The following is a 13195-nucleotide window of genomic DNA, read 5'->3' on the forward strand; positions in this document are numbered from 1 at the left end:
ATTATAATCGCTCATGTTTTCAGCAGAGAGAAAAGGAGAAAACATGAACAATAGCGCAAAAATCGCCCTGGTGACAGGCGGCAGCCGCGGCCTGGGACGCGCGACCGTCGAGGCGCTGGCACAGCGCGGCGTAAATGTAGTACTGACCTACAAAACGCGTCTTGCCGAGGCGAACGAGGTGGTTACACGGGTTGAAGCACTGGGCGCCCGGGCGATCGCGTTGCCTTTCAGCGCCGGCGAAATCGACACCTTTGACGCATTTGTTAGCGCTTTTCAGGGCGCGCTGACGGAGCTGGGCGCCGATAAATTTGATTATCTGGTCAATAATGCCGGCAACGCCAGCGGCATGGGATTTCTTAACGCCACAGAAGCGGAATTCGATGCGCTGTATCGCATCCATGTGAAGGGCGTTTTCTTCCTCAGCCAAAAACTATTGCCGCTGCTGGCCGATGGCGGGCGAATAGTGAATGTCTCGTCCGGCCTCACCCGCATCGTGATGGCGAACCGGGCGCCCTATGCGATCATGAAATCCGCGGTGGAAACCCTGACTCGCTATATGGCGTTTGAACTGGGCAGCCGCGGGATCACGGTGAACTGCGTGGCGCCCGGCGCCATCGCCACCGATTTCAGCGGCGGGGTGGTGCGGGATAACCCGCAGGTCGCTCAGGCGGTAGCGAACATAACGGCGCTGGGCCGACCTGGCCTGCCAGAGGATATCGGGCCGATGATCGCCTCGCTGTTATCCGATGATCATCGCTGGGTGAATGCCCAGCGCATTGAGGTTTCCGGGGGAATGCGCATCTGAGCGAAGAAAACCGGGGCTGTTTTCATCCGTAGTCAATCGATATGTCAGTGGATGCCGATAAAGCGCGACGCTGTGGAGAGATAAGGAAATAATGATCTGCCGCGTTGCTCGTTAAATATTAGTGATTGACCTTATTGCCTGAATGCGCAAGATTATTGTTGAATAAACAGTCAATATGCTAAATATATTTAATGCACATATGAAAGGATTTAAGATATGGATTTTGAAAATGAATTGACCAGTAAGATCCTTGATCCCATTCACGGCACTATTCGTTTGACGACACTCGAGATTGCCTTTATCAATCACCCCCTGTTCCAGCGCTTACGCAACATTAAACAGAACTCTTTTTTATATAAGGTGTTTCCCTCTGCGGTGCACAGCCGCTTCGAACACTCTCTCGGGGTGCTGCATTTATCAAGTGAAATACTCAATAATTTACGCCTGAATGCGATACGGTATCAAAAGAAATATGATGATGGCCATGTGTTTGGTCATATCGATAAGATACCAAAACACAACATTCAGGAGTTGAGACTCGCTGCCCTGATGCATGACATCGGGCACGGGCCGGTATCCCACCAGTTTGAGAGTTTTATGCCTGGTAAGCACGAATTCTCCGATGTTCTCCCCACAGCCTACCATTCAATCATTGATGTATTAAGCAAGCCAGAACAGAAAGTTGAACATGAACAGCTTTCGCTGTTGTTCAGCCTGATGATTTATCATGATCTGAGAAAACAAGGTAAGGTCGATGACGAAATAAATATCGAAAATGTGTTAAAAATCATCGAAAAAAGATACGGTGACCAACAGATCATTGAGGAAATTAATGGAAAGGCAACAGATATCCTGCCGTTAATGACCTCGATCATCTCTTCCTGTCCGATCGATGCCGACCGGATGGATTACTTGCTCAGAGATGGCTATTTCTCCGGCGTCAAGTGTGGCATCTACGATTACAATCGCTTGTTTATGTCAATTGTCCCGGTCGAGGAACAGGGAAAATTGTACCTTGCTTACAAAGAGAGTGGGATTGATTCGATCGCTGAGTTTATTGGGGCGCGCTCCAGCCTTTTCTCGCAGGTGTATTACCATAAAACAAACCGCGCCTTTGCGACGATGTTGAGCACATTATGTGAGATTATGCAAAGCAAGGATCCACAAAATGTCATTATCGCTGACGTTACCGACCGTATCGTTGACCATAGCGATGAAAGCTTCATCGACGCGCTGAAGGATTTTTATTTGGCGTGCAGTGATGATTATTTTTTGAATGACAAGGTTGGTGAATGGATAGATATCAGCGATACCGAGGCGGTTAATAAAAAAATAATTGATGACATTATTAACCGACACCCATGGTCGAAGGTCTATGAGGCCAAACACTCTGTGTATAAAGCTAACATCGCTGACAAGGAAAATAAGGCGTGGAAGAGTCAACTCACCGGGTTATTGACTTCTGTATTACAGCCTCATTTCAAACCACATGAATTTGCCGTTGATATTGTCTCCGACTGCGCCTTTAAAGACTTGGATAAAACCGAAGTTAAGCTTTTGGTGAAAGATCTTAAGAACCGCTACGAAATAAAACCGTTAATTCAATGTGGTGATAAGTTAAATCAGTATCAAATCATCAAATATTGCATTCGGGTATTTGTTGACCGCGATATCAAAGAACGCGTAACTCCTGAAATAATCTATAAAATCAATGAAATAGTGGTCAAGCAGATCGCGTTGCTGAATTGATGATGCCCGTCAGGGCAGCGATAAATCTTTCAGGGGCTGGTTTTTTAACCGGCCCCTGAAGATAAGCGGTAAATCGTGGCGCATCCCCGCCATCGGCATAACATACAACAGCGCGTTTACCCGAGACTAAACACCGCGCTGAGGCATAGATTCCCGCAGGGGAGCGGGTGGCTCAACAAAAACACCGGCTCAGTATGGTTATTCCGCCAGCAGGGCGGCGAATTTGGCCAGCCACTGTGGATGAGCAGGCCAGGCGGGGGCGGTAACCAGGTTACCGTCCACATGCGCCTGGTCGATACCAATATCCGCATAGTGCCCACCGCTCAGGCGCACTTCCGGAGCGCAGGCGGGATAGGCGCTGCAGGTCCGTCCCTGCAGAATACCGGCGGCGGCCAGCAGCTGCGGGCCGTGGCAGACGGCGGCGATAGGTTTACGCGCGGCGTCGAACGCCTGTACCAGTTTAATAACCTCCTCGTTCAGGCGCAGATACTCCGGCGCCCGGCCGCCGGGGATCACTAGCGCATCGTAGTTCTCGGCCTTTACTGCGGCGAAGTCAGCGTTCAGCGTGAAGCGATGGCCCGGCTTTTCGCTATAAGTCTGGGCGCCGTCAAAGTCATGGATTGCGGTCATGACATAGTCGCCAGCGGCTTTATCCGGGCAGACGGCATCGACCTGGTGGCCAATCATCTGCAGTGCCTGAAAAGGAACCATCGTTTCGTAATCTTCGGCATAATCGCCGACCAGCATTAGGATTTTCTTGCTCATCTTTGTGTCTCGTTGTGGGCGAAAGGTGTCTTAGATATAGCCTGGCGACTTGCAGAATGCGAACCGTTCAGGATGCCGACGACGGTGTCGTGTGCGTCTTGTAACCGGGCTCATGTTTTTTTGCTAACGACAACTTTGTTCGACATCGCGCTGTGGCTCGTTATCCGCAAAAAATCGGTTTGTGGGGAGTAAGGGGAGCAGAAGAATATTGTTACCGTTTAGATTTCGCGCCAGGACTATTAAGCGTCCGCCGCGAAGGGGCAATCGGATGGAAGCCAGATATTATCCCTCTGAGTAATTTATTGCGTTGTTACGCTAAATTTGCATAATGAGCGAATTATATTGCCCCGGTCGTCTCTATGGTTTCCTTTATTCATCCGCTTAATGTTTTAGCACGCCTTATAGTATCCATTGCAAACATTCCTTTGGTGCATTATTTATTGAATTTATCATTGACTGTTGTTACACATTTCAAATATTGATATTCATGGTGCTTTTATTTTCGTGGTGAAAGGGGGTGTTTATGAATAAATATAATTATTAGGTGGTTAAGTTGATCGGTAATCCATTTTTGCTTTATCATCGTCACGTTTCACATCAATATATCTTCAATAATTATTCCTTAAGGAAAGGAACTGCTATGGCTGATACGTTCCAGAATGAAGTCCCCAGGGCGCGCATTAATCTCAAATTATCTCTTCATACCGGCGGCGCGCAAAAGAAGGTCGAACTGCCGCTGAAGCTGCTTACCATTGGCGATTTTAGTCATGGTAAGGAAAACCGGCCTTTATCGGAAAGAGAAAAAATCAACGTCAATAAAAATAATTTTAACAGCGTACTTTCGGAATTTAGCCCGGAAGTTAACCTCTCGGTGCCGAATACGCTGGCCGGCAATGGCGAAGAGGAGAACGTCAGACTGCGTTTTACCGACATCAAAGATTTTGAACCGGAGCAGGTTGCCCGGCAAATTCCGCAACTCCGCGCCATGCTGGCGATGCGTAATTTATTACGCGATCTCAAATCCAATCTGCTCGATAACGCCACTTTCAGAAAAGAGCTTGAGGCAATCCTGAAAGATCCGGCGCTGTCCCAGGAATTATGCGACGAAATGAGTGCGCTTGCCCCGAAATAAGTGCGGGGCAAGTCTGTTAATGGATTAACCGGGAAAATGCTAATGTCTGTTACCACAGAAAACGCCCCTGTTCAGGGGCAAACCACGCTGCAGGAAAACAGGGCGGGCGAGGGCGTTTACGCCTCGCTGTTTGAAAAAATTAATCTCGCCCCGGCGTCTCACCTCGGAGATATCAACGACTTTCTGGACGATGCCGCGCTCTCCGAAGCGCCGGCGGCGGAGCGTCTCACCGCGGCGATGCAGGTGTTTATGGATCGCATCCGTCAGTCCGGTCAGCGGGTGGAAAAGCTCGACAAAACGCTGATCGACCACCATATCGCCGAGCTGGATTTCCAGATAAGCCGTCAGCTGGACGCGGTGATGCACCATCAGGAGTTTCAGCAGGTCGAATCCCTGTGGCGCGGCCTCAAACAGCTGGTGGACAACACCGACTATCGGCAGAACGTCAAAACGGAGATCCTCGACGTCGCCAAAGACGATCTGCGCCAGGACTTTGAGGACGCGCCGGAGCTTATCCAGAGCGGCCTGTACTGGCACACCTATACCGCGGAGTATGACACTCCCGGCGGCGAGCCGATCGGCTCGGTGATCTCGGCCTATGAGTTCGACGCCAGCCCGCAGGATGTGGCGCTGCTGCGCAATATCTCCCGCGTCTCTGCGGCCGCCCATATGCCGTTTATCGGCGCCGTCGGCCCGGCCTTCTTCCTGAAAGAGACCATGGAAGAGGTGGCTGCCATTAAGGATATCGGCAACTACTTCGATCGCGCGGAATATATTCGCTGGAAGGCGTTTCGCGAAACTGACGATGCCCGCTACATCGGCCTGGTGATGCCGCGCGTGCTGGGTCGTCTGCCGTACGGCCCGGACACCGTGCCGGTGCGCAGCTTCAACTATGTCGAGCAGGTGAAGGGCCCGGACCACGAAAAATATCTCTGGACCAGCGCGGCGTTCTCCTTCGCATCCAATATGGTGAAGAGCTTTGTTAACAACGGCTGGTGCGTGCAAATTCGCGGTCCGCAGGCCGGCGGCGCGGTGAAAGATCTGCCCATCCACCTGTACGATCTGGGCACCGGCAACCAGGTGAAGATCCCTTCCGAGGTGATGATCCCGGAGACGCGGGAGTTTGAGTTCGCCAGCCTGGGCTTTATCCCGCTGTCGTACTACAAAAATCGCGATTACGCCTGCTTCTTCTCGGCCAACTCCGCGCAGAAACCGGCGCTGTACGATACCGCCGACGCCACCGCCAACAGCCGTATCAACGCGCGTCTGCCTTACATCTTCCTGCTGTCGCGCATCGCGCACTACCTGAAGATGATCCAGCGCGAGAATATCGGCACCACCAAGGACCGGCGTCTGCTGGAGCTGGAGCTGAACACCTGGGTGCGGAGCCTGGTGACCGAAATGACCGACCCCGGCGACGAGCTGCAGGCCTCCCATCCGCTGCGCGATGCCAGCGTGGTGGTGGAAGATATCGAGGATAACCCGGGCTTCTTCCGCGTGAAGCTGTACGCGGTGCCGCACTTCCAGGTCGAGGGGATGGACGTCAATCTGTCGCTGGTTAGCCAGATGCCAAAGGCGAAGGCGTAGGTTCGGACGATGATGAAAACGGAACGTCCGTTGTGGGGCCGGGGCATTATGGTGTCGCCTCAGCATTTTCAACAGCAGGCTGCGTATGCAGCCTGGACTGCGGAAGTGATTGCCCGGATGGGTCTTAACCACCCCTGGGGAGTGGTTGAGGCGACCTTCGAACCAGAGATGCTCAAACTGGGCCGCCTGCAGGCTCACAGGCTGCAGGTCCGGTTCCAGGATGGCACGATGATTGATACGGACAATGCCGATGCGCTGCCGTCCGCGCTGTCGCTGGACGGCGCGTCCGGCGAGGCGGTGATCGTGCTGGCGCTGCCCCTGATGCAGGCGAATGGCGGCAACTGTCTGAAGCCGGAGGAGGTGGCCGAAAGGCCGGCGCGCTTCCGGCAGCGCTGGCGCGATGTCCGCAACCAGTTCGGGGATGATACCCGGCAGATTGCCGTCATACAGCCGGAGCTGACCCTCCGCTTCGCCCACCAGGACAACAGCGATTACCTGACCTGTCCGCTTGTTCGCCTGCAGCGGGACTCGCAGGGGGCCTGGCTTATCGACGAGACGTTTCTCCCGCCGCTGCTGCAGATCCAGGGCAGCCGCTGGCTGGCGACGCAGCTTGAACAGCTGCTCGTCCAGCTCCGGGCTCGTCTGACGCGCCTGATGGCCATGCGTCGCGAAAGCAATGAACGGATGGCTGATTTTGCCGTGGCTGATGTCTCTCTGTTCTGGTTGCTGAATGCGCTGAACAGCGCCGAGCCGGTGCTGGGGTACTTTCTGCGTTACCGGCAAAGCCCGCCGGAACGCCTCTACCCGGAGCTGGCGCGCCTGGCTGGTAGCCTGCTGACCTTTTCGCTCACCCATCAGGCGAATGCCGTCCCGATCTATCAGCATGACCAGCTGAACGCGGTTTTTCCGCCGCTGTTTGATTTACTGAGCGACCTGCTGGAGGCGAGCCTGCCATCGCGGGTGGTGGCGATTGCCCTGGAGCATGATGCCCGGCTGCACTTCTGGCAGGCGCGTCTGCACGATGCCCGGCTGCGGGAAGGGGCTGATTACTACCTGTCGGTTCGTTCGTCGGTACCGGCCGCCCAACTGCAGGAGCAGTTTCCGCGCCAGTGCAAAGTGGGCAGTCCGGATCATGTCAAAGCCATCGTCAACTCCTCGCGGACAGGGGTGCCCCTCACGCCATTGCGTCATGTGCCGGCGGCGATCCCGCTGCGTCTGGAAAATCAGTATTTCAGCCTCGATGTGTCCCACCCTCTGGCAACGGAAATGCTGCAGAGCGGCACCTGTATGTTTTACGTCCCGGGGATGCTCGGTGAGCCTGATCTTGAACTTTTTGCGGTACTACGAACGTGAATGAGCCTAAACGCGGCAACGCCGCGTCCATTGATATTGATGCGCTGCTGCAGAACACCTGGCTGCAGGTTATCAGCCTGCGCCACGGCCCGCAGTTCCGCGATGAGGAAGGGTACACGCTATGGCAGCGCTGTATTGCTGATGTCGAGCGCGTGCAACATGAGCTGAAGGCGAGCGGGCTTGATGACGCCAGCTGTCAGCATATTCTCACCGCCCAGTGCGCGCTGCTCGATGAAGCCGTGAAAGGGCGCGGCGTGGAGGATGAGGCCTGCCTGCAGTGGTATGACATTCCGCTGCAGGGGCACTTCCTCGGCACCATGGACGCCGGCGACACCCTGTGCGAGCGGATGCGTGATGTGTTGCGTGAACCGGCGCCCAACCTGGCCGTGGTCACCTGTTTTCAGCGGGTGATGCTGCTGGGTTTTATTGGCAGCTTTCGCTCCCTCCACGACCCCGAGCGCCTGAAGCTGGTCAACGCGCTCGGTGAGCGTGTTCCTCCTTTTCAGTGCCCGGCTACCGCTCCCGTACTGGTAGAGAGTCGCGCCGGTCTGGGGATAAGCGGCTGGCTGGCCCCATGGCCGGTACGTATTGGCCTGAGCGTGGTGGTGGTACTCGCCCTGTGGTGGGGACTCAACCACTGGCTCGATCACCTGCTGCTGACCTTGTTACCGGGGGAGGTGAAATGAGCCCCGCGCAGCAGCGTGGGCTGGCGCTGTGGGCCAGTCTGCTGAGTGCGCTGGTGTGCCTGCTATTTTTGCCGGTTCCCCGCTGGGGGGCGTGGCTCATTCTGCTGGTCACGCTGGCCCTGATCATCGGGATCTGGCGCATCGCCAGTCGTCGTACCGGACGTAACGTCGCATCAACCCTGGACCCTCTCCCGGAGGGCGCTTATCGCCAGCCGGTGGTCCTCGTTTGCGGCGACCTGCCGTGTGTCTGGCCGCCAGCGTCACCGGTGCGAGTCGTCAAACAGGGCTGCTGGATCCGCGTGGAAAAGACGGAGGAGCTGCAGCAGGTCGCGCGCCAGGTATTGAGCCAGCGGCCGGAATGGGGGCCTCAGCTGTCGGTGCTGCTCTGCGTCTGCCCGCAGCGGCATGCGCAAAGCGATGCGCTGACCAGCGCTCTGCTGGCCCTGCGCTGGCAACTCAGCCAGCTGCGCCAGCAGACGGGGTATGCCGTACCGCTGGCGCTGCAGGGGCAGGTGGGCAGCGCGATGAGTCGCGACCTGTTGTGGCAGGCGGCGATACCGGGTGAAGCGGTGAAAGTCTGGCAGCCCTCCTGCGCCCCCTGTTCCGTACCGGCCTGGGTACGCGCCGGCGGGGCGGCCGCGCTGGAGCAGCAGGTGCTGATGAACAGCCTGATGGGCTGGTCTGAACAGCACGTCCATGCCGTGTTGACGGAAGAGAATACCGACCTGCCACCTCTGACCCCTGCGGCCGCGCTGTGGGGCCTCGGGCCCTCGCTGCCCGGAAGTCTGGCATCGTCGGCCTGGACGACGTGGTTATCCCGACATAGCGGCCTGACGCGGGTAGCTGGCTGGCAGCCAGATGAGAGCGACACCGGGGACGCTTCAGCTTTGCCGGAATTCATCCTGCCGCAGTTACCGGCGGGACGGGGACTCACGCCACGAGGCAGGGCCTGGCGCGCGGCGCTCGCGATTTTCACCCTCGCGGCTGTCGCCGCGCTGCTCAGCAGTGGCTGGAATAATCGACAACTGCTGCAGCGCGTGGGCGTCGATATTGCCCGTTATGAGCGGATTGCGATGGATGATTATCGACCAAAAGCCAGCGCTGTCAGGGTGCTGCGTGAAGATGCCGCGCTGCTTGATAGCTGGGCGCGTAACGGCGTCCCGCTGCGCCTGAGTCTGGGCTTATATCGCGGGGAGCAGATTCGCCTGCCGTTGCTGGAGGCGATTCGCGGTTACGTGCCGCCTCCGCCTCCGCCCAGGCCGGTGCAGCGCGTTGCCCCGAACGTCATCCGCCTTGACAGCATGTCGCTATTCGATACCGGGAAATGGGTACTGAAGCCTGGTTCGACAAAGCGGCTGGTCAGCTCGCTGATGGACATTAAGGCCAGGCCCGGGTGGCTGATCGTGGTGGCGGGTCACACCGACAGCGTGGGTGAGGAAAAAGCCAACCAGCTATTGTCGCTGAAACGTGCGGAATCGGTCCGCGACTGGATGCGCGATACCGGCGACGTGCCGGACAGCTGCTTTGCCGTTCAGGGCTATGGCGAAAGCCGACCAATTGCAACAAACGATACGCCGGAAGGCCGTGCGCTGAACCGTCGTGTCGAAATCAGTCTGGTGCCGCAGGTAGACGCCTGCCGGTTACCGGACCAACCCTCTGCGTCATCCCAGGATGATGGCGCTTCACTACACAATGGAGAGTAATTCCATGGCAATTCCTGTTTATCTTTGGCTGAAAGACGACGGCGGCGCGGACATTAAAGGGTCTGTCGACGTTCAGGATCGTGAAGGCAGTATCGAAGTGGTGGCTCAGGAGCATAACCTGTACATCCCGACCGATAACAACACCGGCAAACTGACCGGCACGCGTATTCATACGCCGTTCCTGTTCACCAAGGAGATCGACTCCTCCAGCCCCTACCTGTACAAGGCGGTGACCACCGGTCAGACCCTGAAGTCCGCCGAGTTTAAGTGGTACCGAATCAACGATGCCGGCCAGGAAGTGGAGTATTTCAATACCAAACTTGAGAACGTCAAGGTGGTGAAAGTGAATCCCCTGATGCACGACATCAAAAACCCCGCCTACGAGAAGCACAACCATCTGGAACAGATTGAGCTGCGCTACGAGAAGATCACCTGGACCTATAAAGACGGCAACATCATTCACTCCGATAGCTGGAACGAACGCGCCACCGCGTAATTGCCCGTCATATTTCGCGCCGCTGGCGCGCAGGCGACGTTCGCTCATCCCGGCCGCATCGTTATCTCTGCGGCCGGGGATTATTGCGGGCGATCGCCTGATGCGGGCAGCGTTTCTCTGCCCGCCGTTTTTTGCTGAGCGCCTGAGATACGGGTTCTCAGCAAAGAAAAACACAATCTGTCTGCCTGACCTTGTGCGCTTGGGGTTCCTGTTCAGGAACAGCGACGGGCGGTAGCGTGTCCGGAAACAATAAGAGAGGATCTCATGGAAAATCCAGCCAGCCTGTTACGCCGTCTTAATCCCTGCTGTGCCCGCGCAATGGAGGGGGCGGCCTCCCTGTGCCAGACCCGGGCGCATGCCGAGATCCTGCCCGAGCACTGGCTGCTTAAGCTGCTGGAACAGGGGGAAGGCGATCTGACGGTGCTGGCGCGGCGCTATGAATGGGATATGGATGCGCTGTGGCAGGATCTGCTGAGCTGGCTGGATAAACAGCCGCGCTCGGTACGTCATCGTCCCCAGCTCTCTGACCATACCCTGAGGCTGATGCAGGAGGCCTGGCTGATTGCCTCTCTCAGCGGCGAAGCGCAGATCCGCAGTGTTCACCTGCTGATGGCGCTGGTTGAAAAACAGAATCTGATCCAGTGCGATGGCCTGTGGCCGCTGTTAACGCTGGGCCAGCGTCAGCTGGAACGCCTGCGCCCCTTGCTTGATGCCCAGTCCGACGAATGTCCGCCAGCGCAGCAGGAAGCGGCGCTGGCGCAGCCCCATGGCGGGGACGTGGAATTTGTGGGGCGTCCTGCGGGCAGCGAACTGAATGCGGATGGGCTCAACCCGGCGCTGCAGAACGCGCTGGACAAATTCACTCTCGACGTCACCGCCAAAGCCAGAGACGGCCAGATTGACCCGGTGTTCGGACGCGACACGGAAATCCGCCAGATGGTGGATATTCTCTCCCGTCGGCGAAAAAACAACCCAATCCTCGTCGGTGAGCCGGGCGTGGGCAAGACCGCTCTGGTGGAAGGCCTGGCGCTGCGCATTGCCGAAGGCAACGTCCCCGACGCGCTGAAGCCAGTGTCGGTGCGCACCCTTGACCTCGGTCTGCTGCAGGCCGGCGCCGGGGTCAAAGGCGAGTTCGAGCAGCGGCTGAAAAATATCATTGAGGCGGTACAGCAGTCGCCTTCGCCGGTGCTACTGTTTATCGACGAGGCGCACACGATCATCGGCGCGGGTAATCAGGCGGGCGGCGCGGATGCCGCCAACCTGCTGAAGCCGGCGCTGGCCCGGGGCGAACTGCGGACTATCGCCGCCACCACCTGGAGTGAATACAAGCAGTACTTCGAGCGCGACGCCGCGCTGGAGCGCCGCTTTCAGATGGTCAAGGTGGATGAGCCGGACGACGACACCGCCTGCCTGATGCTGCGCGGCCTGAAGTCCCGCTATGCCGACCACCACGGCGTGCATATCACGGATGATGCGGTGCGCGCCGCCGTGACGCTGTCACGACGCTATCTCACCGGTCGCCAGCTGCCGGACAAGGCAGTGGATTTACTCGACACCGCTTCCGCCCGCCTGCGTATGAGTTTGGATACCGTGCCTGAGCCGCTGACCCGCATGAAGGCGCAGCTCACCGCGCTGGCAATGGAGAAGCAGGCGCTGCTGGAAGATATTGCGCTGGGCAACAGCGCCCGCGGCGATCGGCTGGCGGCCATTGAGCAGGAGGAGATCCGCCTTATTCTGGCGCTGGATACCCTTGAAACTCAGTATGGTCAGGAGCTGCAGCTGACGGAAGCGCTGCTCGCCTGTCGCCGCGATATCTCCCGCCAGGCGGAAATTAGCGATCTACAAACCGCGCTTATCGCCGTCCAGCAGGGCAATCCGCTGCTCGGGCTGGACGTCGACGTCCGCACCGTGGCGACGGTGATTGCCGACTGGACCGGCGTGCCGCTCTCCTCGCTAATGAAAGATGAGCAGACGGAGCTGCTGAGTCTGGAAGAGAGTCTCGGCAAACGGGTGGTTGGCCAGGAGGCGGCCCTGAGCGCTATTGCCCGGCGCCTGCGCGCCGCGAAAACCGGCCTGACGCCGGAGAACGGTCCGCAAGGGGTGTTCCTGCTGGTCGGGCCGAGCGGCACCGGCAAAACGGAAACGGCGCTCGCCCTGGCCGATGCGCTGTTCGGCGGCGAGAAAGCGCTGATCACCATCAATCTCTCCGAGTACCAGGAGCCGCACACCGTCAGCCAGCTGAAGGGTTCTCCGCCCGGCTACGTCGGCTACGGCCAGGGCGGGATCCTGACCGAGGCGGTGCGCAAACGCCCCTACAGCGTGGTGCTGCTCGATGAGGTGGAAAAGGCCCATCGCGATGTGATGAACCTGTTCTACCAGGTCTTCGACCGGGGAGGAATGCGCGACGGCGAGGGGCGTGAAATCGACTTTCGCAACACCGTGATCCTGATGACCGCCAACCTCGGAAGCGACCTCCTGATGCAGTTGCTGGATGAACAGCCGGAGGCCAGCGAATCAGACCTGCACGAGCTGCTGCGCCCGGTACTGCGCGGCCACTTCCAGCCGGCGCTGCTGGCCCGCTTCCAGACGGTGATTTACCGTCCGCTGCCGGCGGCAGCGCTGCGCGCCATTGTCGGCATGAAGCTCGGGCAGGTAAGTCAGCGTCTGGCTTGCCATTACGGAATCACCACCACCCTCAGCGAGAGCCTGTTCGACGCGCTGACCGAGGCCTGCCTGCTGCCGGATACCGGCGCCCGTAACGTCGACAGTCTGCTCAATCAGCAGATCCTGCCGGCACTGAGTCAGCAGCTATTGAGCCATATGGCGGCGGGGCAGAAACCGCGCCAGGTGACGCTGGGGTATCACGAAGAGGAAGGCGTCGTGATGGCGTTTGACGAGGGGACAATATCCGATGAGTAG

General features: G+C 57.7%; 10 protein-coding genes. 9 read left to right on the plus strand and 1 reads right to left on the minus strand.

Annotation, left to right across the window (positions count from 1 at the left end):
* The first annotated feature begins 43 nt into the window (after window positions 1–43).
* Together KHQ23_RS00615 and KHQ23_RS00620 are read left to right on the plus strand one after the other, a co-directional pair.
* Complete coding sequence (locus KHQ23_RS00615) at window positions 44–805, plus strand: SDR family NAD(P)-dependent oxidoreductase (RefSeq protein WP_032434401.1); 762 nt, start codon at window positions 44–46, stop codon at window positions 803–805.
* Between the two features lie 216 nt (window positions 806–1021).
* Window positions 1022–2554, plus strand: a complete 1533-nt coding sequence (locus tag KHQ23_RS00620; protein WP_032434403.1) for an HD domain-containing protein — start codon at window positions 1022–1024, stop codon at window positions 2552–2554.
* A 198-nt stretch (window positions 2555–2752) separates the two neighbouring features.
* Here the strand turns inward: KHQ23_RS00620 and KHQ23_RS00625 are convergent, their stop codons facing one another.
* Window positions 2753–3319: a DJ-1/PfpI family protein gene (locus KHQ23_RS00625; RefSeq protein WP_004190556.1), complete on the minus strand. Its 567-nt coding sequence runs from the start codon at window positions 3317–3319 to the stop codon at window positions 2753–2755.
* Window positions 3320–3959: 640 nt separating this feature from the next.
* On the opposite strand from KHQ23_RS00625, the gene tssB reads away from it, so the two are divergent.
* The 7 genes from tssB to tssH all read left to right on the plus strand — a co-directional run bounded on the left by tssB (window position 3960) and on the right by tssH (window position 13195).
* Complete coding sequence (tssB, locus tag KHQ23_RS00630) at window positions 3960–4451, plus strand: type VI secretion system contractile sheath small subunit (RefSeq protein ID WP_047694642.1); 492 nt, start codon at window positions 3960–3962, stop codon at window positions 4449–4451.
* A 42-nt stretch (window positions 4452–4493) separates the two neighbouring features.
* Complete coding sequence (gene tssC, locus KHQ23_RS00635) at window positions 4494–6038, plus strand: type VI secretion system contractile sheath large subunit (protein ID WP_032427977.1); 1545 nt, start codon at window positions 4494–4496, stop codon at window positions 6036–6038.
* A 9-nt stretch (window positions 6039–6047) separates the two neighbouring features.
* Window positions 6048–7391: a type VI secretion system baseplate subunit TssK gene (tssK, locus tag KHQ23_RS00640; RefSeq protein ID WP_073553528.1), complete on the plus strand. Its 1344-nt coding sequence runs from the start codon at window positions 6048–6050 to the stop codon at window positions 7389–7391.
* Window positions 7388–8077 (plus strand): type VI secretion system protein TssL, short form, encoded by a 690-nt coding sequence (gene tssL, locus KHQ23_RS00645; RefSeq protein WP_004176431.1) that lies wholly within the window; start codon window positions 7388–7390, stop codon window positions 8075–8077. Before tssK ends, tssL begins: the two co-directional genes overlap by 4 nt.
* Window positions 8074–9780 (plus strand): OmpA family protein, encoded by a 1707-nt coding sequence (locus tag KHQ23_RS00650; RefSeq protein ID WP_032421272.1) that lies wholly within the window; start codon window positions 8074–8076, stop codon window positions 9778–9780. Before tssL ends, KHQ23_RS00650 begins: the two co-directional genes overlap by 4 nt.
* Before the next feature lie 4 nt (window positions 9781–9784).
* Window positions 9785–10276, plus strand: coding sequence for a type VI secretion system effector Hcp (gene hcp, locus KHQ23_RS00655; RefSeq protein WP_002902160.1), 492 nt, complete (start codon window positions 9785–9787; stop codon window positions 10274–10276).
* Window positions 10277–10540: 264 nt separating this feature from the next.
* Window positions 10541–13195, plus strand: coding sequence for a type VI secretion system ATPase TssH (tssH, locus tag KHQ23_RS00660; RefSeq protein WP_032434409.1), 2655 nt, complete (start codon window positions 10541–10543; stop codon window positions 13193–13195).

Origin of the sequence: Klebsiella sp. 64 (assembly GCF_018223915.1) — a bacterium.
Taxonomy (GTDB): Bacteria; Pseudomonadota; Gammaproteobacteria; order Enterobacterales; family Enterobacteriaceae; genus Klebsiella; species Klebsiella pneumoniae.